The following is a 25,209-nucleotide window of genomic DNA, read 5'->3' as shown; positions in this document are numbered from 1 at the left end:
TTATTTTAATTAATCTAAAACTCTTTTAGCTACCGACGGATAAAAGTATGAACTAATCGTCTGCGTAATTACTCCCTGGTCAGGATCAGCAGCATTAACATACTGATTGTCACCAATATAAATTCCTACGTGATACGGAGCATCAGTTGATCCCCAGAACAACAAGTCGCCAGGTTGTAATTGATCCATCGACACGTTCGTGCCGACTTTTACTTGATCTGTAGTTACTCGCGGCAAGTTAAGACCAGCTGCCTCACTATAAACATATTGGACTAAGCCCGAACAATCAAAACTGTCAGGACCATTCCCGCCCCATGTATAAGCTTTCCCTACCTGACTCTTAGCCAGTTTAACTACAGCAGTTTGTGAATCGCTGTTACTAGAAGTTACTGTTGAATTGGCTGTAAGTGTAGTGTTACTAACTTCATTACTAGGGGATTTCTGTGGCTTTTTATTACTAGTCGTTGTTTGTGGCAATTCAGTTGTGTAACGTGCCTCAATCCACTCATTAACCCCAACTTTATACCACAAATTTCCTTTTTTATCAGTTGCTATATCTGCTACATTCCACTTACTCTTATTTTTGGCTTCGAAATTAACCAACTGGCCGTTTTCATAATTAGTCCAGATTTTAACTCCTTTACCAGCTAAATAATTAATTTGAACTCGCTTAATGGGATTCTTTACTTTAGTAGCAGCCACTGTTTTAGGTGTTGACACAGCAGCAATGCCAGTTAGCGTTAACGCCGCGGCCAAACTCATCTTCAAAAAATTGTGCTTCATTGACTTATTCTCCTTTTTGGTAGCGAAAATGATCAAAAATTACATTCATTCTTATTTTAGTCGCTTGAGATTTTTAATCAAGTTATGTAATTTATAGCAAAATAAAAGACACTTACAGAGTTAAAGTGCTTCTAACTGCTTATTAACAGTTGGACCGAATCACTTTAGTTATCTAAGTGTCTGGTATTTCATTTTATGCGTTATTAATTATAGAACTCGCTTAGCAACCGCAGGATAAAAGTAAGTACTAATACTTTCCTTAACTACCCCTTGACTAGGTGATGCAGCGTGAACATATTGGTTATCTCCAACGTAGACCCCAACATGATAAGGAGAAGTTGTTGAACCCCAAAACAATAAGTCCCCTGGTTTTAAACTCTTCATTGAAACAGTTTTCCCTTGCTTAACTTGTGAATAGGTTGTTCGCGTAATATCCTTACCGGCTGCTTTATTATAAACATATTGTGTTAGTCCTGAACAATCAAATGAACTGGGACCACTAGCTCCCCATGCATACGATTTGCCCACTTGCGAGTTAGCTAGATCGACAACTGCCTTAGCACTTTTAGTAGTGGTCTTGGACTTCTTAGCTTTCTTACCAGCCTTAGTCGTATAACGAGCCTGAATCCATTGATTCTTACCAATCTTATACCAAGTATTACCTTCGTTATCAACAGCGCTAGCTAATACATTAACGGTCGTCCCATCTTGAATACGCTTGCCAGTAAAGCTAGGATTTTGGTAATTATCCCAAACATTAATGCCATATCCAGGTACATAACTAACTTGCACCTTCTTAGTCGCAGCCGCAACGTGAGAAGTTGTAGAATTGGTTTTAATAGAGCCGATAGCTGCCATTGCCGTAATACTCAGGGCAGCAGCAGTAGTAAATTTAGCTAAGTTACTCTTAATCTTCAACTCATATTCTCCCATATTAACTCAAGTGGTTATGGCTAATCCAGGCGCCACCTTTAATATCTAATTACATAATTTAGTTTACTCACATAGTATTACAAAAATGTTACAAAAATAATACTGTTAAGTAAAAAAGCCATAAATGGAGAAATTCCATTTAGGCTCTTTATATTACTTTAAATATCAAGGAAATTATCTATTAGACTTTAAGTTAAGCTATTAATTATTCAAGTACTCGTTTAGCGGCAGATGGGTAAAAGTAGGTACTAATAGTCTGTTTACGAACTCCTTGATCAGGAGTAGCAGCGTGAACATACTTGTTACCACCAACATAAATACCAACATGATAAGGTGAATCGGCTGAACCCCAGAATAGCAAATCGCCCTTCTTGAGCTTATTCAATGATACCTTTTTGCCAACCGTGACCTGTGAATAAGTTGTACGAGGCAAAACCTTGTCACCAGCTTTTTTATAAACATATTGCACTAGACCAGAACAATCAAAACTGTTTGGACCAGCTGCACCATAAACATAGCTTTTGCCAACTTGCTTTTTAGCTAATTTTGTAACTGCTGAACGCTTCTTAGTAACCGTACTGGCATCTACATCATCAACACTAGCAGCCGAAACTACACTGGCAGTTGTCACTCCAATAACCAAAAGAGCTGCCATTACCATGAATTTAACTAAACTATGTCTATGTCGCAAAACTATTTCCTCCAACGTGCTTAACTTTAATATCTAGAAAGGATAAACTTTATCGGTTCATCAATTCAACTGACAAAATATATCTTACTCACTAAATGTTACACGTTCGTGTCAAACGAGCTACAAAATATTTAGAATTATTTTGTAGCGGAGCTGTTTTTGTAAAAATTACTTAGTTATTAAATTTGTGACTATTTTTTGTAATTCCAATTTGGTCTTGGTCCAATCATCATTAACTAAGATATGAGCATCTTTTTTCAAACTTTCCGGCAATCTGTTTAACTCACTACCACTGAGACGTTGCTCAATTTTAGCTGGATCATCACCGCGTTTAAGTAAACGTTGAGCCAATTGCTGTCTGGTTGTTGTCGTTAAATATAAAAAATACACTCGCTCTTTTAATTGTTTAAGATATGAAGCAGCACCCTTAATATCAACTATTAATGAAGCAAGTTCATGAGTTTGCCAGACTGTATCTAGTGCTTCTTTGCTTGAGCCATATTGATATGAGCCATATGTTACATGTTCAAAAAAGTGCAATTTGGCAAAGCTGTCATCACTTTCAAAATGATAGGACTGTCCTTGGATTTCCCCAGGTCGAATTGACCTAGTAGTATGAGTCACAACCCGTGGAATATCAAATTCATTTGCCAAATATTCTGAAACAGTGGTTTTGCCAGCACCACTTGGACCAGCAATTAAAATTAATTTTTGCAAAATTTAGACTCCCTTTACTTGAAAACAATCGACTTTTATAATATCTTTGCTATTATAATTAAAACATGGGTAAGAGAGGAAACAAAGTTCATGATCAAAAAAGCAGACGTAAAATTAGACGACATTGTCAGTGCAAAATCTGAAGAAGAACTTACTAAGCCGTTTATTGGCAAGGTAGAAAAAATCTACGAAAATTCTGCCATGTTAGCAATTATTGATTACGATCCAGCAGACAAAACTGCGGTTAGTGACCTCAACAAAAAGCTTGTAGTCAACTTTAAGAACTTAAAACCCGCACCTAAGCGCAAGGTTAAAGAAATTCAAGCTTTGGCTAAAAGTGATGTTAAGGTTGAAAAAATTGCCACTCCTGAAACAACGGATGAAGATTCTAAGAAAAACACTAAGGACACTAAAGATAATGCCTAAAAAGCTATCTTTTAATTAAAAAGTTGCGAAATACGTTCTTCGCTCTTTTTTTTTATGTTTTTTTTCCCTAAAATTAAACTAACAAAAATTTTATGGAGTAAAAAACATTGAAAGAAAAAGTTAAAACCATTTTATTTTGGTTCATTTTAAGTCAACCCTTTTTAGATTTATACTGGTTTTATCATGGTAAATTAGCTAATCTCTTGCCCTTTACCTTACCAACAATTATTCGTATTTTAGCTGTTGGGGCACTAATTGGCTTATATTTTAGCCAGAAAAAGTCCTGGCAGAAACTAACTAAGCAAAAATGGTTAATAATTTATCTAATTTTACTAATTGCGTATACAATTTTGCATTTGATTCATGTCAAAGATTTTACCAGTGTTAGCCCAACGGATTATGGCTACTCTAGTAGCAGCGAAATCTTTTATTTAATTAGAATGATTTTACCATTAATTATTTTATATTTAACTAATGAGCTGCAATTTGGAGAAAAACAACTACGACTGATAATTGAAGGACTTTCTGGATTGTTTTCAGCTACTATTGTTTTGTCAAACTTATTTGTAGTTTCACTCAAGTCCTATGAACATGGCACAATTAGCGCTAATATCTTTGCTTGGTTTTTTGATCCTAACATTGGCTACTCACACATGGCTTCTAAGGGCTTTTTCAACTTTACCAATATGGTTTCAGCAGTGCTCTTTATGCTACTACCAATGATGCTATATTACTTATTTACTAACTTTAATTGGCAAATTATTACCCTAAATATTATCCAAGCCTTAGCTATGATTGAAATCGGGACCAAGGTAGCCGCAATCGGTTTAATCGGTGGTATCATTGTCAGTTTACTAGTTTTCTTGTTACACAAATATTTAATTAAGGATATTACTAAAGGCGGCAAAGCTTTTAGCGTGGCAATCCTAATTGGGATCGGATCCTTAGCAATTTTGCCTTTTGGGCCCGCAATTCAACGCTATAATTATGAAATTTATCTCGCCAAGCAATCAGATCATGATCTTACTGATGAACAGCATGAACTTGACAAAGGTCTTGCAAAATACCCTAAAGGTAAACAACGGCAAACTTTTTTACGCAAATATATTAAGCAAAACTACCAGGCATATGCTTTGAATCCTAAATTCGTACTTAAAAGCTATCCTTACCAATATGATCCAGAGTTTTGGCTAAAAATGATGCAGGAACCAGGTCAAACGCGCATGCAAAATCGTTATGTTGAACGTGCAATGCTAAATCAAGTAGTCAAAACTAATCATAACCATTTGGATAAGTTTCTAGGAATCTCTTATACTCGTGAAAATAACATCTTCAACCTTGAGCGAGATTTTTTGGCACAGATATATTCACTTGGCTGGATTGGTATGTTGCTATTGGTTGGGCCATACGCAATAATTCCTATCTATGCAGCTTATCAGTGGTTACGATATCAAAAGGCGCGCACTTACTTAACAAGCTCACTCCTAGTTTCAAGTGGTTTCATGTTGTTTGCAGCATTTTCATCCGGCAACGTGGTCGACTTCTTGACAGCGAGCTTTATTTTAGCATTTACCGAAGGTGCCCTTTTATCGAGTGTTAAAAAGTCTAATTAAAAAAATAAAACGGCTAATCACAATGGACTATCCGTTTTATTTTTGTTTGATAAATGAGGCATCTGGTATTCGAATCAGATAATACCGCGTTGCATTATGCCCAGCATGCATCCCAATTCCATTTTGCCAAACCTTTTTATAGGTAGCAGTATAAGTGGCAACATAGGCCTTTTGATAACGACGATCCATCTTATGCAATTGTTTTTCATCATACGGTATCCGTTCAGCGTTTAAGTCTAATGGATTTTGACCATAAACAACTGTGGCAAAGTCACTAGAGACTTTAACTTTTTTACCTGAACGATAATATGTATAGGTCTGTGTCCCGATTTTTTTCTTTTTGGAATCAAGCGTTACATAACTCGAGTTCCCCTCTCCTGTACTCATGACGAGTGGCTGATACGTAACCTTTGAAGCAATTAACTTAGTATCATCAAGATCAGGATTATCCAGCATAGTTTGCTTAAATAGCCAAACAGCACTAACCAACAAAATCGCAATTTCGATAATATTCAATAAAAAATTAGGCCAACTGAAGCGTCGGTGCTGCTTAATAATCATATTAATGCGCCGTTTACGAATATGTTGAATCACAAATACTGCATAAAGAATGACGACAACCCACAATAGGATGCCCAGTAAATTCCAGCTAAACATAGTGCCTTTCCCCCTGTCGTTGATGTGATCATTATAATGTAAAAAATCACATTTGAATAGCTAGCTTTTTTTAGCTTTGGTCTGTTTGCCCTTCTTCGTAGTTGACTTCTTATTACTTGTCTTAGTGACTTTTTTAGTCGTCGTTTTTTTAGCAGGAGCTGCTGGCTTTTGATATTCACGCACCTGCTTTAATTTAGCCGAAATCTCAGCAGTTAGTTTGGCTATTACCTCATTAGGGTTTTGATTAAGTTCTTCTTGCGTAGCCAATTGATCAATTCGAAAGTTAGAGGCATTTAAATAATCAGAAGCAGTTTCAAAATAAACCAACACTGGATACTCTTCGTCTTCATTAAAAAAATTAGCTACTTTTTTGTAATTACTGTAAGGCAAATTAATCAAGTTAGTTTCTAGGCTAAACCTGACTGGTCGCTGTCCAGTTACCTCAAGAGCAATTTGACTTAAAGAATCATGTTTAATTGCCGTCGCAGTTTGCTCTACCATCTTCTTAGCATAAGCCTCAATCTTAGACTTAGACTTACTTATTTCGGCATATTTAGCAGTTTCTAAATCTTGTAAATAATCTTCTTGTTCAATCTTAGTAGTTAAATCTTGTAAATTAATCTTCAAACTAAAAATTCCTTTTTCACTTTATTAAAATAGCTAGTACTTTTCTCTACCTTACTCAAAATTAGCTATAAAAACAATTTATTTTTATTTATTTTTAAAAAACATTAATTTAAAAAAACAACAAATTATTGGTTTAAGTATTACGCAAACTTTTCCAATTGTACATCATTAGGCTTTTTTATCTACCAGTTAAATAACACTTAGATTTTAGCTCTGAGCAAAAATAAAGTTTTTGTTAATTGAAGCGAATTCATGCTTCATAGCACTTTACAAGCGTTTTCACAAAGAGTAAATTTATAGGTAGTAAGAATTTTTGCTAAATTTTTTAACTGAAAGGTAGACGAATATGTCAGATAAAGTTTACACAGATTATTTCTATAACGAAGAAGACTTTGACAAGAACCATGGCATGGGTTACAAAGAACTCCATATGCCAGAAGGTGTTGAAGCTCAACCTTTAATTGTGCCACCAGTTTTGGAACCTGATAAACAAGAAGGTAACGATGTGTGGTTCACAATTGAATCCCAAGAAGGCGAATTCCAATTCTTGCCAGGTAAGAAGACACATACTTGGGGCTACAATTTCCCAGTTCTTGGTAAAACTATGGTTCTAACGCGCGGACAACACGTTCACGTAACTTTGAAGAACAGTTTGCCAGAACTAACTACTTACCACTGGCATGGTATGGAAGTCCCAGGACCTGGTGCTGATGGTGCTTGTCACTCACCAGTATACCCTGGAGAAGAAAAACACATTGACTTCACAGTTAAGCAACCAGCTGCCCTAACTTGGCTTCATGCTCACCCATGTCCATCTACTGCTATGCAAGTTTGGATGGGTCTAGCTATGGGTGTTGTTGTAACTGATGCTAACGAAGCTCAATTGCCAATTCCTAAGACCTACGGTAAAGATGAATTCCCAATCATCTTGCAGGATCGGATTTTCCATGAAGATAACCAATTCGATTACAAGGCTGATTACAATTCAATGGGTGTTTATGGTGATACTCCAGTAATCAATGCTGTGGTTAAACCATATGTTGATGTTACAACTCAAAAAGTTCGTTTGCTCTTCTTAGGTGGGTCAAACCGGCGTGAATGGCGTTTACACTTTGATAATGATTTAGTCATGACTCAAATCGGTGGTGACGATTCATTCCTAGAGCATCCAGTTAAGATGACTAAAGTTTTAATCGGACCAGGTGAACGTCAACAAGTAGTTGTTGATTTTGGCGATTACCAAGAAGGCGACGTAGTTAACCTTTACACTGATGACTTCAAGTTAGTTGAATTTAGAATTCATAAATACGAAAAAGATGACAGTGTCATTCCTGATACTCTGTTCACTCCTCATGATCCAGTTGTTAATCCAAATGCTGAAGTTCCTAAGGTTACAATGGATAACCACAACATGATGAATGGTCAACAATTCTCAATGCAAAGAATTGACATGACCCAACCAATTATGCAAGCAGAATACTGGGACGTAACTAATACCAATGATAAGAAGAACGGTATGCTTCACCCATTCCATATTCACGGTGCCCACTTCTTAGTAGTATCACGTGATGGTCATGATCCTTATCCAAATGAAAAGAATGTTTACAAGGATACTATTGAAGTAGCTCCTCAAGAAACTGTTCGGGTTAAGGTTTACTTCCAAAACACTGGTGTCTTCATGTATCACTGTCACATCATCGAGCACGAAGATGCTGGTATGATGGCACAAATTCAAATTGTTGATCCTAAGGATCCAGACAAGAAGTATCATTTAATGGACATGGAAACCTTAACTAAGGCTTTCTCAGAAGAAAAAGGTATTCCTGAAGATGAAGTTTGGTGCCCAGGAATGGATGTTGAAGGCATGGACGTTAAGGGTGAAGATCACTCAATGGACGCAATGTCTGGCGCAAGTCACCACTAATTTAACTTAAAAAATACCAAAAAAATCACTCAAATTAATTTGGGTGATTTTTTGCTTATTGCTTATAAAGAAGATTTTATGGTTAAATAGTTACATGAATAAAAACAAATTTTCCTACAAATTTTGGACGTATGCTATCTTAGGAGTCGTTTTAGTGGGGATCGCCCGCTTTACGCTTAATACTACTACTTTTAAAGATAAATTCGCCTGGCTTACACTTAAAACAGAGCAAAAACTAGATGTACCACTTGAAAATCAATTTCCCGAATTGCCTAATGGCTGCGAAGTAACCTCACTAGCTATGCTCATGCAGTATTATAATATCAAAGTTAATAAGTTAGATTTATCCCAAAAAATTGATCATGTTGATTCTTTTACTGACAATGGGCAATATCGCGGTAATCCTAATCTTGGGTTTGTCGGGCTAATGAGCCAGGCTAATGCTGGCTGGTGTGTCTATCATCAACCGCTTGAAAGAGTTGCTCAGCAATATACTAACCGAATACAAGATTTTACTGGGCATGATTTTATCCAAGTCATGAAATTGGTTTCCGATGGTCATCCAGTCATGATTATTACTACACTTAAGTTTAAGCGCGTCCACGATATGCAAACTTGGCATACTAAGCAAGGCAAGGTTCATGTGACCCCCTCATCACATGCTTGCGTAATCAGTGGCTATAATAAGAAAAGTAAGGTAGTCTACGTCAATGATCCTTATGGTCATAAAAATAAGGAAGTTTCTTGGCAACAATTAGAAGCTAGCTATAACCAGCAAGGTAAGCAAGCCCTGTACATTAAATAAAAAGAGCAAGTTCAATTAAGAACTTGCTCTTTTTAAATCGAGGCCTATAAAATAATAGGTGACTACTTCTGTTCACATCAGGTTGGTCAACCACCAACACTTCCCGTGTCTGTCACTCAAGACGGGCGTCCTCATACAAATACGCATCTCGCGTTTTTGTCGACTCGTATAATTAATTATAGCGATTTAATTGCTAAATGCAAATTTTAGTTTGCACTCGCACCGCTAGCAGTATCTACTTTTTCAGCTGATGATAAAGGCTTTAAGTTTTCACGTCCGTTAATTAAAAATGGCGTATTTTCTTGTACTAATACATCAATCATTACTTTAGGAATATTTAAAGTAGGTGCAGATTCGGCTGTGATTGCTGTCTGAATTTGGTCTTCTTTACCGTCTTTGATTTTTTGGATAAAATTAGGCTCAACAATCGATTCCCTACCAATAGCAATAATATCACCATGATTTAGAGCATCTAACGCATCATCAGCAGTGTGTACACCAGATGAAATTATTGTAGTAGCCCTGTCACCAATTGTTTGCTTCAATAACTGACCATAGCTTTGATTGCTATCTTTTGGACCAGCATTGTATTTAGTAAACAATGAATAATGAACATAATCGATACCTTCATCAGCAATTGCACTAGCCAATTTTAAGCCATCCTCAACTGTATAACCAGAAGTATTGGCCACATCTTTAGTCATTTGGCTAGGCATATCCTCTTCAGGAGTCATCCGAAAACCGATAATAAAACCAGGCTTATCTTTGGCTGCTTCTTTGACGGCCCTAAGTACTTCTAATGGAAAGCGCATTCTGTTTTCTAAGCTGCCACCCCACTTATCCGTGCGATGGTTATAAAAAGGTGAGAAAAATTCGTGAACTAAATACCAATTGGCACCATGAATTTCAACACCGTCAAAACCTGCTTTAATTACTCGTTTAGTTGCATCAGCAAACTCTTGAATAACCTGCTCGATCTCTGCTTCACTCATTCCTTTTCCTGGAGTAGGATCAGCTGCAGTGGCAGGCATATCACTTGGGGTTTGTACATAACCATATTTAGCTGCTGAACCAGTTGCTTGTTTTCCGGCATGATGAAGCTGAACAATTGCTTTATTACCATCTTTTTTCATCGTTTGAGCTAGCTTGGTTAAGCCTGGAAGAAATTTATCATCATCCAAACCTAATTCGCCCTCATAATAGCCCTTGTCAGATATATAAGATGCACCGGTAATTAACATTCCTTGAGACTTAGAACGTGTAGCGAAATAATCAATTGCTGTTTGTCCTACGGTTCCATCTTTTTCACCATACAAGGTTAACATCGGTGACATCGCAGTATGAGTTGGGATTGTACCACCATTTTTAAAAGTATATTGAGTTAATAATTTACTATATTTTTCGTTCATAAAAATTTACACTTTCTTGATAAAGACAATTTAGTTACTTTTTGTATATTTGAGCAATTTAACCGGCACTTTTACCGCCATCAATTGTGAATTCGGCACCCGTTGTAAATTCAGATTCATCTGAACCTAAATACGTACAAATTTGGCCGATATCTTCTGGTTTACCAAGATGTCCCATTGGAGTACCGGCGGTAAACATCTTTTCCAATTCTGGTGTTACCATTGGGGTTTTTATCGCACCTGGATTAACTACATTGACCCGAACTTGATAGTCATCATTAGCACCGTCTAGTGCCGCAGCTTTAGTAAGCAATCTTACGCCGCCTTTTGAAGCACTATAAGCATCAAATGTTGGACTACTTATAATTCCACCTAATGATGCAATGTTAATAATAGAACCGCCTTTGCCCTTCATCACTTTCATGGCATGCTTAATTCCTAAAAAGGTTCCAATTAAATTAACATTGAGCACATTTTTGAAATCTTCTAGCGATTCTTGATCAACCGGAACCGACTTACAGTCAATACCAGCACAATTAATTAGAATATCTAAGACCGTACTTCTTGACAACTTCATCAATAACTTCGGTCCATTTTGATTCATCAGTGACATCTTGATTAATAAAATCAACATCTTGCTCACTATTAACTAATGCTTTTTCTTGTTCACTTTCTCTGATGTCCGTGATAATAACTTTAGCACCTTCGTTTAAATAGCAATGAGCTATGCCCATCCCTATTCCACCAGATCCACCGGTTATTATTGCAACTTTATTATTTAAACGTTTCATGTTTATGCCTTCTTTGATTACGCTTTCATAAAAATTCACTAAGTAAGAGTAACATTACCGGTAATCATTTTCAATACAAAGTAAATAATTTCACAATTTTATTAAGATAGTTATATAAAAACAATTAGTGTCTAATATTATTAGACACTATATCGTTTACTTATTTTTTAATTTTTCTTCAAATATCATTGATTCATTGTTTCAATATCAATCGTCTTATCGATCCAATCACCTTCAAAAAAGTCACGTTCATGGCTCACAATAATTACACCACCTGGAAAATTAACTATGGCTTTACGCAAGGCTTCTTTAGTATCACGATCCAAATGATTAGTTGGTTCATCCAAAAACAACAAGTTAGCAGGCTCAAATTGCATCTTAGCCAGTTTAACCTTTTCCTGCTCACCACCCGACAACTTTTTAAGCGGGCTCATTGCCTGCTGGGCAGTTACACCTAGTCTTGCTAACGCTCCCCGCAATTCTTTGGGCTTTTTACGGTCAAATTCTTCTTGGAGATATTGCAACGGCGTCATATTATTATTTGGCCAAGTTAAATCTTGCTTAAAATAAGCTATTTTGGCAGTCGTTGACAATTCAAAGTTCCCAAAAATCGGCGTTAACTCGCCAAGTAAAGTCTTCAATAGTGTTGTTTTACCAATTCCATTAAAACCAGTAATCGCGACCTTCTCATTGCCACCAACCGAAAAGTTAAAAGCTTCTTTAACCAAGGCTTGTTCATAACCAATCACTAAATCTTGGGTCTGCAATAACAGATTAGAAGCTGTTGCCACATACGGAAAGTCAAAATGAGCTTGCCGATTAGACTTAGGCGGATTCAGAACCGTCATTTTCTCTAATTGCTTTTCACGTGACTTGGCACTCTTAGACCTTGTTCCCGCCTTATTCTTACGAATGTAGGCTTCCGTTTTCACAATTTTGCGTTGCTGATTAGCATAGGCCTTAAGGTAAGTCTCTCGATTAGCAGCCTTTTGCTTCATTGCCTGTTTCAGCGTTCCAGTGTAACGGGTAATTGTGCCAGAATCCACATCAATAATACAATTAGTTATTCGTCCTAAGAAATCATAATCATGGCTAACGACAATAAAAGCACCGGCAAAATCATTCAAATAATCAACTAGCCAATCAATATGACCCACATCAAGGTAATTAGTTGGCTCATCTAATAGCAAAACATCAGGCGTTTCTAACAGTAATTTCGCCAGAATAATTTTAGAACGTTGACCACCCGAAAGTTGTGCTACATCATGATCATAGCCAAGCTCTGCCAGGCCTAATCCTGAAGCAACCCGCTCAATTTCAGTATCAATTTGATAAAAGTTATTCTCTTCTAAGTAAGTTTGCAATTTACCTGCTTTAATCAGTAACTCTTCATCACCATCAGTAGCATACTGCACATATAAGTCATTTAATTCTTGTTCTTTTTGATAAAGCCCAGCAAAAGCTGTACGCAAAAAAGTCCGAATAGTTACTCCTGGCGTCAATTTAGCATACTGATCTAGGTAACCTACCGAAACTTTATTTTGCCATTTAACTTGTCCAGTATCCGGCAACATTTCTCCAGTCAAAATTTTTATCAAAGTTGACTTACCCACGCCGTTTTGACCAGTCACTCCCATGTGATCTTCTTTATTAAGGACAAAGTTTGCAGCTTCATATAAAGTTTTATCCACAAAACTCTGACCTAAATTTTTAACCGTTAATAAACTCATTGGCTATCCCCTTAAGCTGAAAAAATACAACTCGTTCTAGTATATAATAAAGTCGTCTTTTTTGCTGGAGACCAAGATAAATTGCATAAACTTAAATATAAGTATTACAACATTTGCTAGATTTAACCTCCAACCCGCTTATTATCTACAAATTTTTCGTAAGCTACCTGTTCAGAGGTTTGGGTGATTTCTATCTGGTCAAGATTAAAGCACGCTTGATGAAGTTGTTCTTCTGGAATTTGAATTTCATGTGTTACCGTCGCATTTCCGATTAATTCTAACCAATAACCACTTTCAGTCTGATGAATCTGCGTCTGAACCACGCCACCAGGATTATATACAGTTATTAGCTGTTCTAATTGAACTTGCGTAGGATAATTTAAATAAAAAGCTAAGCTAGTTGCCGACATTCCCGTTCCACAAGCATTAGTAAAACCAACGCCTCGCTCATAAGTTTCCACAAATAATCGATTTTTTCCTAAAATTTGAGCAAAACTAACATTTACACCAGCTGGAAAATAAGGGTTAGCTTGATTCAACTTATGACCTAATTCTCCAAGTTCACGATGTGCTAACTTAATATCATGAACAAAGCTGATTAAATGTGGATTAGGCACAGCAATTGCGGTAAAAGCTAAATCTGAATTAAGTTGCGGCAATTTTTGGTTAATGATTTTGCTTAGACCAAAATTAGCAAATTGCAAATCCGCTTGTGCAAACGAAACCGGAGCTATTTCCACACTAAAAGCTGGCACACTAGGTGCTAAATCTGGATAACGCTTAACCTGCAGGTCGGCCTGCGGTGTTTGTACAATAAATGCTGTTTCTCTGTATTTTTCAGCTAAATAGCGCGCAACTGTCCGCAAGCCATTTCCACACATCAGTGCTTCAGAACCATCGCAATTAAGTATCTTCATCTGTGCTAGTGCATCAGCATTAGTTGCCTGATCAATGACTAGTAAGCCGTCACTGCCGCCAAGCAAGCCTGACGCATGGTTGGTTATGTTAATTGCTAATTGTTGTAATTCACTAATAGTTAACGGTTGTTTCAGGACTGTTTGATCCAAAATAAAAAAACTATTCTGTGAGCCGTGGACTTTTTGCAGACTAATCATTTATTCTTACCTCATTTTCAAAAAAATTATGATAAATTTGCCGAACTGCTTCAGGCGCATCTACCCGTCTAGTTCCTAACATCATTGAAATACGTGAAGCTCCCTGATTAATCATATAAACTCCAATCTTTTTCTTAGCTAACGATTCAATCACTTGCTCCATAACGCCAACTTTACTTCTCATTCCTTCCCCCACAACCATGATAATGGCATAATCATCAATCCACTCAAGGTGGTCTGGTTGCAATTGCTCTTGAATGTCACGGCACATTTTTTGACGAAGCTCAGCCGTAAATTGCCGCTGATCAAAAATCACCGTTAGGTCATCAATTCCAGAAGGCATATGTTCATATGAGATACGATACTTATAAAATATTTGTAGCAGTTTCAGGGTAAAACCAACCTCTTTATTCAATAAATAGCGATGGATATATAAAGCGGAAAAATGACTATCAGCAGCTACCCCAGTAACTATCGTATCAGGCTTGAAATTTTTCGCTGGAACAATCACTGTTCCTCGTGCCAGTGGATGATTAGTATTTTTAACTTCGATGGGAATGTTAGCAGCAATTGCTGGTAATATCGCTTCATCATGAAAAACTGAAAATCCAGCATATGACAACTCTCGCAATTCCCGATAAGTCATGCGTTTAATTGCCCGTGGTTGTTTTACTATCGCTGGATCGGCTGCATAAATTGCATCAACATCAGTAAAGTTTTCGTAACTATCAGCATGCAAACCGCGTGCTAGAATCGCTCCCGTAATATCTGAGCCACCACGTGAGAACGTCGCGATTTGCTGGGATTTAGTTAGACCATAAAAGCCGGGAACTACAATATATCCTCTAGGAAGTTGAAAATTAGCTAAGTGCCCATAAGTTTCTTCCAAAACTTGTGCATCTTGTGGATTAGCTGAAACGGTGATTCCTAATTTGGCACTGTCAGCAAAGTGGGCAGAAATGCGCAGTTTTCTTAAAATTAGCGTCAATAACTGTGCATTTAAGATTTCACCATGAGCCTTAAACGCTGCCATTAAATAATCATCATTAGGATATTTATTTTTAGGCAGTTGTAATAAAATTTGCTTTAACGCCGCAAGTTCTTCTGTTTCAAGATCAAAATAATCAGCAATTGCCTGATACCGCGCCCAAATTTCAGTTTGGATGACTGCTGTATTCTCGTTTTTCAACGTTTTTTTGGCATATACAATTAACAAATCTGTTACTTTGCGATCGTCAGGAAATCTTTTCCCTGGTGCAGACGTAACGATAACTTTGCGCTCTGAATCTGCTTGAATAATCTTAATTATCTTCTGGACCTGCTTACCATCTGCTAGCGAGCTACCGCCAAATTTTACAACTTTCATTTGCACTAAAACTCCTTTTCCAATGGTCAATTTTTAAAATCAAAAATGATTAGTTGCCATTCTAGCATGTATTTTATAATCTGCAACTCAGCTGATTTTTATTTTCTAGTCAAAAAATAATTTTAATCCAAGTCTCTTGACATGCTGACCAAAAGAAGTTAGTATTTGCACTATCGAATGAGGTTGCAATAACCATCAGTAAGTTGACCGAGCTTTTGCTTAGCGTTGAAGCCAACTGAAAGGGGAAGTTGCCGAAGTTCTAATCGTAATAAGCAAGCGATTAGTTACTGGGTCATAGTTTAAGAGACTATGAACTGTCGCAGAATAAATCTGCGGAGCGCTATCGACAAATTGATCCCAAAAATTTAAAGGTTCTTTTGTTTCAAGCGTAAACAAAAGAACCTTTTTTAGTTAGTAAAGCTGGAGGAATGTAGCTTGGTTAAGACAAATACACAAGGACATCTGACAATTGGCGGTTGTGACGCCATCGACTTAGCTCATAATTTTGGTACACCATTAATCGTTTATGATGTGACCAAAATCAGATATCAGTTTGAGCAATTTCAAGCCGCTTTTGATGAAACCAAGATCAATTACGAAATTAGTTATGCTTCAAAAGCACTAGCAATCAAGGCAATTGACCAGGTTATCAATCAAGAACAAGGGCACCTTGACGTAGTTTCTAGCGGTGAACTAATGACTGCTGTTGCAGCGGGCTTTCCCATGGCAAAGGTCAGTTTTCATGGGAATAATAAAACCCGTGCTGAACTAAACCTAGCTCTCGACCAGCACGTTGGGACGATTATTGTCGATAACTTTTACGAATTAACACTTTTAGAGCAATTATTAGCTGGAACTGCCAGCCAAATAAATGTCATGTTGCGACTAGCACCTGGAATTACTGCTCACACTCACGAATACATTCAAACTGGGCAAGTTGACAGCAAGTTTGGCTTTGATATTGCTTCAGGACAAGCAGAACAAGCTTTAAAACAAGTGTTAGCTAGTCAACATTTGCATTTAATTGGCTATCATGCTCATATCGGTTCACAGATTATGGCGGTTAACGGCTTTAGTGCCTTAGTAAAAAAACTAGTCAAACTGTCTGCTAATTGGCAAGAAAAATATGGCTATCAACCAGCAGTTTTAAATTTGGGCGGCGGTTTTGGCATTCAATACACTGCAAATGATCAGCCATTACTACCCAAAAACTTTATTCATCAGATTGTGACCGACTTAAAAGCTGAAATCGCTAAGACTAATTTAAATTTACCAGCGATTTGGCTAGAACCAGGTCGCGCAATCGTAGGTACTGCTGGTTATAGTCTCTATACCATTGGAGCGCGCAAAGAAATTCCTAATCTCAGAACCTATATCAGCGTTGATGGCGGTATGGGCGACAACATTCGACCAAGTCTTTACCAAGCTAAGTATCAAGCGCTCCTAGCGAGCAACCCCCTAGCTTCACCAACCCAAACCGTGACCGTTGCTGGTCGTTATTGCGAATCAGGAGATATTTTAGTGAAAAACCAACCACTACCAGATACTAGTCCAGGAGATATTTTAGCAGTGCTAGCCACTGGAGCTTATGGCTATTCGATGGCCTCCAACTATAACCGAGTTGGACGACCGGCAGTGGTTTTTGCAGAAAACGGACAAGCAAAGCTAGTAGTTAAACGAGAAACCGCTAGCGATTTAATTCGACTAGATTTAGATTATCTCAATTAAGCGAGGCAAAATTATGAAAAAAGATGCACAAGAATTAATTAATTTGATTAGCAATGCAGATAAAACAACTCCAGTTAAAGTTTTTTTAAAGGGAAAATTACAGCAGTTAGTTGTTCCTGCGACTATTCAAGCTTTTTTAGATGACAAAATTGGCGTACTATTTGGCGACTGGCCGGTAGTTAAAGAGTGCTTGCAAGCAAATGCAGCACTCATCAGCGATTATCATATTGAAAATGAGGCCCGTAATTCTGCACTGCCATTGTTAGATCTTAAAGAAGTGGACGCTCGGATTGAACCAGGGGCAATTATACGTGACCAAGTAACGATTGGTAAACAAGCCGTTGTTATGATGGGGGCAGTCATTAATCTTGGTGCCGAAATCGGTGCTAAATCCATGGTTGATATGGGAGCAGTCATCGGCGGTAGAGCGATTATCGGTGAAAACGTTCATGTTGGAGCTAATGCCGTAATTGCTGGTGTCATTGAACCTGCATCTGCCCAGCCAGTAACGATTGGTAATAATGTGTTAATTGGCGCTAACGCCGTAGTTTTAGAAGGAATTACAGTCGGAAGTGGCGCTGTAATTGCTGCTGGTGCTGTTGTTACCAAAGATGTTGCAGCCAATACAGTGGTCGCAGGTGTCCCTGCTAAAGTAATCAAACAAGTAGATCCTAAGACTAAAAGTAAAACTGGCTTAGAAGATCAGCTGCGAAAGTTGTGATTTAAATGCCCGCACTCAATGAACAACAATTAATTAAGATTAGAAGACAACTCCATCAAATCCCTGAGCTGGCTTTAACAGAACATGAAACCCACAAGTTACTGTTAAAAATTATTAGCAGCTTCCCGCAACAATACTTAACAATTAAGGAATTTTCTGAGTTGCCAACTGCCATTATGATTTACGTTCAGGGTAAAAATCCGCACAAAACGCTTGGTTATCGTGCTGATATTGATGGGCTACCAGTCAGCGAACAAACTGGGCTGCCATTTCAATCAACCCATCCCGGCATAATGCATGCTTGTGGTCATGATCTCCACATGAGTGTTGCTCTAGGAATTCTCAGCTATTTTGCTGATCAGCAACCTACTGATAATTTAGTCTTTTTCTTCCAACCCGCCGAAGAAAGTGAGAGTGGCGCTAAATTAGCTTATGATCTTGGACTTTTTCAAGGAAAATCACACATTACTGAAATCTACGCATTGCACGATACGCCTAAACTTGCAACAGGTAGTATTGGTACATGTCTTGGAACCTTATTTGCCGGAACAACCGAAATTAACGTCGACTTTTACGGTCGAGATGGACATGCTGCTTATCCCCAAAATGCTAATGACATGGTGGTCGCAGCAGCAGAATTCGTCAACCAAGTACAGACAATCATTTCGCGCAGTATTGATCCCTTAGAGGCTGGCGTCATTACCCTAGGAAAAATGACTGCTGGCAGTGTACGCAATGCCATCGCTGGCAGTGCTCATATCGAAGGGACTATTCGCGGTTTAAGCCAACCAATTATTGAGCAAATTAAACAGCGTCTGCAAGCAATTGCTCAAGGAATTGCTACAAGTTATAACGCACAAGTAAAACTTGACTTTAACCAAGGCGGTTATTTCCCAGTGAAAAATGATCCTAAATTAACTAAGCAATTAATTAATTTTTTACAGCAAAAATCCGATATTGATTTTGTCAAAACATCCCCTGCCATGACTGGCGAAGATTTTGGTTATCTTCTAAGCAAAATTCCCGGCACCATGTTCTGGTTAGGAGTTGGCAAAACTAGTGCACTGCATTCAGCTACTTTTGCACCGGATGAACGCGCAATCATGATCGGCGTCAAAACCGTTATTGGTTTTCTAGAATATCGAATGGCGAATTTATAATATAGGAAGGAAAAATAAAAATGTTACTACAAGAAGCAGAAGTTATAACTGCGATTATTACCCCTTTTAATGACGATGGCTCGCTTAATTACGTTGGTCTTAAGCAACTGGTTGACCACTTAATTGCCCATGGCAGTCAAGGCTTCGTCTTTGGCGGTACAACTGGTGAAGTCGCTACGTTATCTAATGATGAAAAAATTGCACTTTATCAAAAAGCCGTTGAAATCGTAGCAGGTCGGGTACCCATTATCGCTGGCACTGGTTCTAACAATACCGCAGCGACTATCGAGTTAACTCAAAAAGTTAGCCAAATTGCTGGAATCGATGCATTACTCGTGGTCGTACCATATTACAACAAGCCTAATCAGCGCGGGATGTTGGCCCATTTTACTGCAATCGCTGATCATTCAGACTTACCAATCATAATTTACAATATTCCCGGTCGCACTGGTGTCACGATGACTAACGAAACCGTTTTACAATTGGCAAAGCATCCCAACATTATCGGCGTTAAGCAATGTACTACCACCGAAGATTTAGAATATCTCGTAGAACATGCACCAAGCGACTTTTTAGTATATAGCGGTGAAGATAAGCAAGCTTTAATCGCTAAAGTCATTGGCGCTCAGGGGATTATCTCTGTTGCTTCCCATCTTTATGGTGACCAAATGAAACAAATGTATCAGGCGCTTAAAGCTGGTAAGATTGCTGAAGCCGGCAGTTGGCAGCGGCTCCTTACTCCTAAGATGGACGCATTATTTTTATTTCCATCACCTTCTGGAGTAAAAGCTGTTTTGAACGCCCAAGGTTTTCATACTGGTAGCTGCCGCTTACCAATTGTTGATTTAAACGAATCTGAAAAACAACAATTAGCCCAGGCACTTGAACTACCCAATTATAATTTAGCTGCGCCGCTTGTTTTAACGTTAGGAGAAAATCATGCTTAAAGTATTTTTAGCCGGTTTTAACGGTTCAATGGGACAAGAAGTTGTTAAGTTGATCGACTCTTTACCTGATTACGAAATAACTGGTGTGTTAGCGCCGCATCTAACTAGCCTAGATCCCGCCACTTATCAGTTAGCTTCATCTGTCAAAATGTTTAAAAAGTTGACTGATATTACTGGTCAGTATGATATTTGGATTGATTTTACCGTTCCGAGCGCTGTTTATGACAATACCAAATTTGCCATAGAACACAACATTAAACCTATAATCGGCACTAGCGGCTTAACTGACGATCAAACTATTAAACTACAAGTTTTAGCAACCGATAAAAAAGTTGGTGGTATTATTGCCCCCAACTTTGGTCTATCAGCCATTTTATTAATGAAATTTGCTCAAATTGCAGCTGCTTACTTTCCAGATGCCGAGATTATCGAAATGCATCATACCGATAAAAAAGATGCGCCTTCAGGAACTGCCATTCAAACCGCGCAAATCATCGCGCAAAATCGCAATCATCAACCCGAAGCAAACTTTGCAAATAATCCCGCACGTGGTGCTGACAAATATGGCATCCCCATCCATGCAGTTCGTTTACCCGGCTACGTTGCCCATGAACAAGTGCTATTTGGCGGCGACGGTGAAGCTTTAACCATTAGACAAGATTCTTTTGACCGCCATTCCTTCATGCACGGGGTTAGATTAGCACTTGAAAAAGTTAGCGACTTGCATAACCTAGTTATTGGCTTAGAGAACCTTATATAATAGGAAGAAAGAAGAAAATATCATGCCACAATTAGCTACAGACTTAATCGAGATTGAAAATCAGCGCTTGGCTACTACCACCCCATCAGCTATCAGGAAGTTTGACCAAGAAATTTCGGATATTCCGGGAATTATTAAACTAACTTTAGGCGAGCCCGACTTAAACACTCCAGAACATGTTAAGCAAGCTGCCATTCACAGCATTGAAAATAATGAATCCCATTATGGCAGACAAGCTGGAAATCTCCAGTTATGTAAGGCAATCAGTGCTTATCTTAAGCGCAAACAAGAGCTAGTTTATAATCCTAATAGCGAAATTATCGTTACCGTTGGTGCAACCGAAGCAATCGCCACCGCAATTATTTCTCTCTTTAATCCTGGCGACGAAGTGATTGTGCCAACTCCTACCTTTGCTCTTTATTTTTCCTTATTGCAGCTATTTGGAATAACAGCTGTGACTATTAATACTGCAGATGACGATTATCTTTTAACTCCTGAAGCACTTAAGCGAACTTTAAGGCGGCATCCCCAAGCAAAAGGAATTATTTTAAATTATCCTAATAACCCAACTGGACGTGAATATCCACCTAAATTAATTAAACAACTCGGCTCGCTTTTAGCCAGTCAGCAGCTCTATGTAATTTCTGATGAAATTTATAGCGAATTACTTTATAAAGCGCAAAAACATTACTCGATTGCTCGTGTTATTCCTAAGCGAACTATTTTAATCAACGGCTTATCAAAGTCACACGCAATGACGGGCTACAGAATCGGTTATCTTGCTGGTCCGCAAGCAATTATCAAAAAGATGACCACGACTCATGCTCTTTTAGTTACCACCGTGGCTAATACTACTCAAGCAGCCGCTACAGAAGCACTATCGCCTGCTGGTGACCTAGATCCACAAGCTGCTGTCAAAATATACACCGAACGCCAGCAAGTTTTGAGCGATGGCTTAACCAAATTAGGCTTGAAAGTAATTCCACCTGAAGGCGCATTCTATCTATTCGTTAAAATCCCAGAAAAATATCAAACCGATGATAAATATTTTGCCAAGTTATTGGCGACAAAGGCACGTGTCGGTTGTATTCCAGGTAGTGCCTTTGGTCCTGGTGGTGAAGGGCATATTCGCTTTTCCTATGCAGCCAGTCTGACTGACATTGAGAAAGCACTAAACAGAATTGCACAGTTTTTAAATAACGGGGGTACTAAGCATGAACGGTTATAATGTGGCAATCTTAGGAGCAACGGGTGCCGTTGGAAGTCGCCTAATCGACCAACTGGCTCAATCAACTATCCCTGTTAAAAATTTAAAGTTGCTGGCTTCTAAACGTTCGGCTGGCAAAATACTACAGTTTAAAGGTGAATCGCTAACTGTTGAACAAACAACTGTTGACTCATTTAAAAATATTGATTTAGTTCTCGCTTCTGCTGGCGGTGAGGTTTCTAAAAAATTCTTGCCAATTGCCGTTGAGGCAGGTGCTGTTTGCGTTGATAACACCAGCGCTTTTCGCATGGATCCCGATGTGCCACTAGTTATCCCAGAAGTGAATCGCAATGCTTTAAAAAAACATCACGGAATTATTGCTAATCCTAACTGTTCAACCATCCAAATGGTTTTAGCTCTAGCACCGATTCGACAAAAATTCGGTTTAAAACAGGTAATTGTTTCAACTTATCAGGCAATTTCTGGAGCCGGACAGGCAGCATGGCAAGAATTATTGGATCAAACCAAGCAACACTTGTATGACAAACCAATGACTGCCAAAATTACACCAGTCAAAGGAGCAGCTAAGCATTATCCCCAGGCTTTCAACTTACTACCGCAAATCGATGTTTTTGAAAAAGACGGCTACACTCATGAAGAATGGAAAATGATTCATGAAACTAAAAAGATTTTGCTAGACGACATGGATAGCCCAGACATCAAAGTCACCGCAACTTGTGTGCGCGTTCCTGTAGAAATTGGTCATGGCGAATCGATTTATTTGGTTACTGCAGATAAAACTGCTACAGTTAGTGACTTACATACGTTATTAGCTACCGCCCCTGGCATTATTGTTCAAGATGAACCCGCTAAACAACTATATCCACAACCGCTAACTGCCACGGGTAAACGCGAAACCTTTGTCGGTCGAATTCGTCTTGATGAAGAAAATCCTGGCGCATTCAATATATGGGTTGTTGCCGACAACTTATTAAAAGGCGCAGCTTGGAATACGGTCGAAATTGCAGAATGTTTAGTTGCAGATGATTTAATGTAAAACAAAAAGACGATATCCGAGTTTAAACTGGATATCGTCTTTTGTTAGCTATAATCTTATTTTACTTGTGATAATGCATCTTTTACTGCTTCTTTGAGCGCAGTATCAGTTCTTGATGCACCAGAAACTGCATCTACTTCATAAGTGTTTTGCTCAACCATTAACTTAGGTAATGTTGCCAAAGCTTTAGCACTAATTTCTTCAGTTTCGCTTTGCTTAAGCACTTCCACATTAGTAATGTTTTGGTCATCATCAACTGTTACTCTGACCACTAATTCGCCGCCCATACCGGCATTACTCTTGCCTAAGTATTGATTATGATCAAGTTCAAACTCTTCTTTATTCAAGTCACTAGTTGGATTAAAATCAGTCACAGTCTCTTCCACATTAGCTATTGTTTTAATAGGTGCCTTTTTAGTTGCAGCATTTTCACCCGCAGACTTTCCTGAAATCAAACAGTCGGCTAAATTACCACCAGCAATATATTGACTTGGGAACGGTGCACCCAATTCACCTGCTTCATATAAATGCGGAATCGGTTGACCATCAGGATTAATAACTTCTGATTTACCATACTCAGACGAATTACTTGAACGAAGATTAGATTGCATCTATCAAATTAATTAATGCAGTTTTTCAACTTAAAACTGAAATTTACAAATTTTTTATGATCAAATTTACATATGAATAAGATTGGCCTTGCCACACACGCCATGTATCGTAATTATACAAATAACCATGCTTATTAATTTCATCTTCCTTGAAGCAACGCGTGCTATGCTACCAACAACGAATACAATATCTGCAAAGCCGCCCGCTCAAAAGTAAGTATATTTAAAGACTATAAAAATTAATAACCATGATGCCTAGCAATATTTCAACTTACCATATATAAAATTGAACGCTAATCTCTAGTTTCAATCAGGTACTAATAAATAACATACAAGATTAGAATATTTTATGGGAAGGGTAAATATTTAAACGCATTGGGAAAAATTCCTTTCTTATTTTTAAAGAAAGAGATTTTGTATTTTAAAGGATCAAGCAAAGAATTAAAAATATGTGGATAACAACCAGGTGCAGAGATTTTTATTACATATCCTGATTTAGTTTTACTTGGCCCTGAACCCAAGAACATTATTTGAGGTTCAATTTGTAATTCACTTGCCACAATTTTAATATTTTTAATTATCGTATTATTTTTCATAGGATTCTGCGTTTTTATGTTGTGTACTTCATTTCCCTCATCCAGATAACTATAACGTTTTTTAACAAAATTAGGAGTTAGATTATCAAAAAAAATAGAATCATATGAAACTTGAATAGATGATAGATTACATAAATCAGCATCCAAGCTATCAAGTTCTTGTTCCCTTTCCTTAATCTTATAACTCGTTATTTTATTTGGCCTAGTACCCATAGCTTCTGACAAAGCTTTGCTTATAGCTTGTTTATATGTATAACCTGTTCCAAGTCCAATATTATAAGAGTTATTATTCACACCAACAATAAGTATAACTACCACATTATCAACAAGAGAAATATTGTTAACATATAAGGTTGTAAAGTCATATCCTCTATAATTCTTCATACTATTTGCAATCAAATTATTGTCAACTTTGAAACCAGGACTTTTAGTCAGAAAAGAGTAAACTAAGCTCTGCCTTTCAATAAATTCAAAAAAAGCTTTTTCAATTGCCATTTTAATATTTGTAAAAAATGCAGATCCACTTGAATCACCAAATGTACTTAAATTAAAAAAATCATCTTTATTTCGAAGCAAAAAACCATCTATATAGTTTTTAGATATTATTTTATTATTTAATAAGTCATATGATACAATTTTATTGAACCCTTCAGGAAACGATAATTCAACGGCTCTTTCTGTAAATTCACCTAAACTGGCTAAAAATGCATTATACATGCTTTGATTCGTAGCACTACCTTTTAAATTCAGGCTAGATCCCAGAATATTGACACTTACAGTATCTTTTTCAAAAATAGAATTTGATACAAGTATTTTTTTTATTAATTCAGTCATT

At 37.6% G+C, this 25,209-nt stretch carries 23 protein-coding genes, 1 pseudogene and 1 riboswitch; of the genes and pseudogenes, 11 read left to right on the top strand and 13 right to left on the bottom strand.

The window, feature by feature from the left end:
• Positions 1-9 precede the first annotated feature (9 nt).
• The 4 genes from OZX56_RS01220 to OZX56_RS01205 all read right to left on the bottom strand — a co-directional run bounded on the left by OZX56_RS01220 (position 10) and on the right by OZX56_RS01205 (position 3,124).
• On the bottom strand, positions 10-783 hold the full coding sequence (locus OZX56_RS01220; protein WP_277139887.1) for a C40 family peptidase: 774 nt from the start codon (positions 781-783) through the stop codon (positions 10-12).
• A 207-nt stretch (positions 784-990) separates the two neighbouring features.
• On the bottom strand, positions 991-1,701 hold the full coding sequence (locus tag OZX56_RS01215; protein WP_277139886.1) for a C40 family peptidase: 711 nt from the start codon (positions 1,699-1,701) through the stop codon (positions 991-993).
• Between the two features lie 220 nt (positions 1,702-1,921).
• The gene (locus OZX56_RS01210; protein ID WP_277124897.1) at positions 1,922-2,407 is read right to left on the bottom strand and encodes a C40 family peptidase; all 486 of its coding nucleotides are present in this window, start codon (positions 2,405-2,407) and stop codon (positions 1,922-1,924) included.
• A 168-nt stretch (positions 2,408-2,575) separates the two neighbouring features.
• Positions 2,576-3,124: an AAA family ATPase gene (locus OZX56_RS01205; RefSeq protein WP_277139885.1), complete on the bottom strand. Its 549-nt coding sequence runs from the start codon at positions 3,122-3,124 to the stop codon at positions 2,576-2,578.
• A 93-nt stretch (positions 3,125-3,217) separates the two neighbouring features.
• Here OZX56_RS01205 and OZX56_RS01200 point away from each other — a divergent pair, with 93 nt between their 5' ends.
• Together OZX56_RS01200 and OZX56_RS01195 are read left to right on the top strand one after the other, a co-directional pair.
• Entirely contained in the window at positions 3,218-3,550 is a 333-nt protein-coding gene (locus tag OZX56_RS01200) for a DUF2187 domain-containing protein (RefSeq protein ID WP_277126993.1), read from the top strand.
• Between the two features lie 107 nt (positions 3,551-3,657).
• Complete coding sequence (locus tag OZX56_RS01195; RefSeq protein ID WP_277139884.1) at positions 3,658-5,163, top strand: O-antigen ligase family protein; 1,506 nt, start codon at positions 3,658-3,660, stop codon at positions 5,161-5,163.
• A gap of 36 nt (positions 5,164-5,199) precedes the next feature.
• Here the strand turns inward: OZX56_RS01195 and OZX56_RS01190 are convergent, their stop codons facing one another.
• Complete coding sequence (locus OZX56_RS01190; protein WP_277124904.1) at positions 5,200-5,820, bottom strand: LVIS_2131 family protein; 621 nt, start codon at positions 5,818-5,820, stop codon at positions 5,200-5,202.
• A 60-nt stretch (positions 5,821-5,880) separates the two neighbouring features.
• A complete protein-coding gene (locus OZX56_RS01185) occupies positions 5,881-6,447 on the bottom strand; it encodes a hypothetical protein (RefSeq protein WP_277124906.1) in 567 nt (188 codons plus the stop codon).
• 346 nt (positions 6,448-6,793) lie between these two features.
• Here OZX56_RS01185 and OZX56_RS01180 point away from each other — a divergent pair, with 346 nt between their 5' ends.
• A complete protein-coding gene (locus OZX56_RS01180) occupies positions 6,794-8,371 on the top strand; it encodes a multicopper oxidase domain-containing protein (RefSeq protein WP_277139882.1) in 1,578 nt (525 codons plus the stop codon).
• Positions 8,372-8,465: 94 nt separating this feature from the next.
• On the top strand, positions 8,466-9,176 hold the full coding sequence (locus tag OZX56_RS01175; protein ID WP_277139880.1) for a C39 family peptidase: 711 nt from the start codon (positions 8,466-8,468) through the stop codon (positions 9,174-9,176).
• Positions 9,177-9,382: 206 nt separating this feature from the next.
• On the opposite strand, the gene OZX56_RS01170 is transcribed toward OZX56_RS01175, so the two are convergent.
• From OZX56_RS01170 to OZX56_RS01150, 5 genes and pseudogenes are all read right to left on the bottom strand, one after another.
• Positions 9,383-10,585 carry an NADH-dependent oxidoreductase gene (locus tag OZX56_RS01170; RefSeq protein ID WP_277139879.1) on the bottom strand — a complete coding sequence of 401 codons (1,203 nt, stop codon included), beginning with the start codon at positions 10,583-10,585 and terminating at the stop codon, positions 9,383-9,385.
• Between the two features lie 58 nt (positions 10,586-10,643).
• Positions 10,644-11,319 (bottom strand): annotated as a pseudogene (locus tag OZX56_RS01165) (SDR family oxidoreductase).
• A 242-nt stretch (positions 11,320-11,561) separates the two neighbouring features.
• On the bottom strand, positions 11,562-13,106 hold the full coding sequence (locus tag OZX56_RS01160) for an ABC-F family ATP-binding cassette domain-containing protein (RefSeq protein ID WP_277139878.1): 1,545 nt from the start codon (positions 13,104-13,106) through the stop codon (positions 11,562-11,564).
• A gap of 122 nt (positions 13,107-13,228) precedes the next feature.
• Positions 13,229-14,221: a diaminopimelate epimerase gene (gene dapF, locus OZX56_RS01155; protein ID WP_277139877.1), complete on the bottom strand. Its 993-nt coding sequence runs from the start codon at positions 14,219-14,221 to the stop codon at positions 13,229-13,231.
• On the bottom strand, positions 14,214-15,587 hold the full coding sequence (locus OZX56_RS01150) for an aspartate kinase (protein ID WP_277139876.1): 1,374 nt from the start codon (positions 15,585-15,587) through the stop codon (positions 14,214-14,216). The genes dapF and OZX56_RS01150 overlap by 8 nt, the downstream gene beginning before the upstream one ends.
• Before the next feature lie 169 nt (positions 15,588-15,756).
• A riboswitch (Lysine riboswitch) is annotated at positions 15,757-15,938 on the top strand.
• An 84-nt stretch (positions 15,939-16,022) separates the two neighbouring features.
• On the opposite strand from OZX56_RS01150, the gene lysA reads away from it, so the two are divergent.
• From lysA to OZX56_RS01115, 7 genes are read left to right on the top strand one after another with little or no spacing between them, the layout of a single operon-like run.
• Complete coding sequence (gene lysA, locus OZX56_RS01145; RefSeq protein WP_277139875.1) at positions 16,023-17,315, top strand: diaminopimelate decarboxylase; 1,293 nt, start codon at positions 16,023-16,025, stop codon at positions 17,313-17,315.
• Positions 17,316-17,325: 10 nt separating this feature from the next.
• Complete coding sequence (gene dapD / locus OZX56_RS01140) at positions 17,326-18,036, top strand: 2,3,4,5-tetrahydropyridine-2,6-dicarboxylate N-acetyltransferase (protein WP_277140335.1); 711 nt, start codon at positions 17,326-17,328, stop codon at positions 18,034-18,036.
• 5 nt (positions 18,037-18,041) lie between these two features.
• Complete coding sequence (locus tag OZX56_RS01135; RefSeq protein WP_277139874.1) at positions 18,042-19,196, top strand: N-acetyldiaminopimelate deacetylase; 1,155 nt, start codon at positions 18,042-18,044, stop codon at positions 19,194-19,196.
• A 20-nt stretch (positions 19,197-19,216) separates the two neighbouring features.
• Positions 19,217-20,143 carry a 4-hydroxy-tetrahydrodipicolinate synthase gene (dapA, locus tag OZX56_RS01130; protein ID WP_277139873.1) on the top strand — a complete coding sequence of 309 codons (927 nt, stop codon included), beginning with the start codon at positions 19,217-19,219 and terminating at the stop codon, positions 20,141-20,143.
• Complete coding sequence (dapB, locus tag OZX56_RS01125; RefSeq protein ID WP_277139872.1) at positions 20,136-20,903, top strand: 4-hydroxy-tetrahydrodipicolinate reductase; 768 nt, start codon at positions 20,136-20,138, stop codon at positions 20,901-20,903. Before dapA ends, dapB begins: the two co-directional genes overlap by 8 nt.
• Positions 20,904-20,925: 22 nt before the next feature.
• Entirely contained in the window at positions 20,926-22,131 is a 1,206-nt protein-coding gene (locus tag OZX56_RS01120) for an aminotransferase class I/II-fold pyridoxal phosphate-dependent enzyme (RefSeq protein WP_277139871.1), read from the top strand.
• Positions 22,118-23,167, top strand: a complete 1,050-nt coding sequence (locus tag OZX56_RS01115; protein ID WP_277139870.1) for an aspartate-semialdehyde dehydrogenase — start codon at positions 22,118-22,120, stop codon at positions 23,165-23,167. The genes OZX56_RS01120 and OZX56_RS01115 overlap by 14 nt, the downstream gene beginning before the upstream one ends.
• A 56-nt stretch (positions 23,168-23,223) precedes the next feature.
• Here the strand turns inward: OZX56_RS01115 and OZX56_RS01110 are convergent, their stop codons facing one another.
• On the bottom strand, positions 23,224-23,778 hold the full coding sequence (locus OZX56_RS01110; RefSeq protein WP_277139869.1) for an FMN-binding protein: 555 nt from the start codon (positions 23,776-23,778) through the stop codon (positions 23,224-23,226).
• A gap of 347 nt (positions 23,779-24,125) precedes the next feature.
• Positions 24,126-25,208 (bottom strand): YcaO-like family protein, encoded by a 1,083-nt coding sequence (locus OZX56_RS01105; RefSeq protein WP_277139868.1) that lies wholly within the window; start codon positions 25,206-25,208, stop codon positions 24,126-24,128.
• Between the last annotated feature and the right edge of the window lies 1 nt (position 25,209).

Origin of the sequence: Lactobacillus sp. ESL0684, from assembly GCF_029392675.1 — a bacterium.
In the GTDB taxonomy this organism is placed as follows: Bacteria; Bacillota; Bacilli; order Lactobacillales; family Lactobacillaceae; genus Lactobacillus.
The sequence above is the reverse complement of the archived record's forward strand: the minus strand, read 5'-3'. Positions and strand labels throughout refer to the sequence as shown.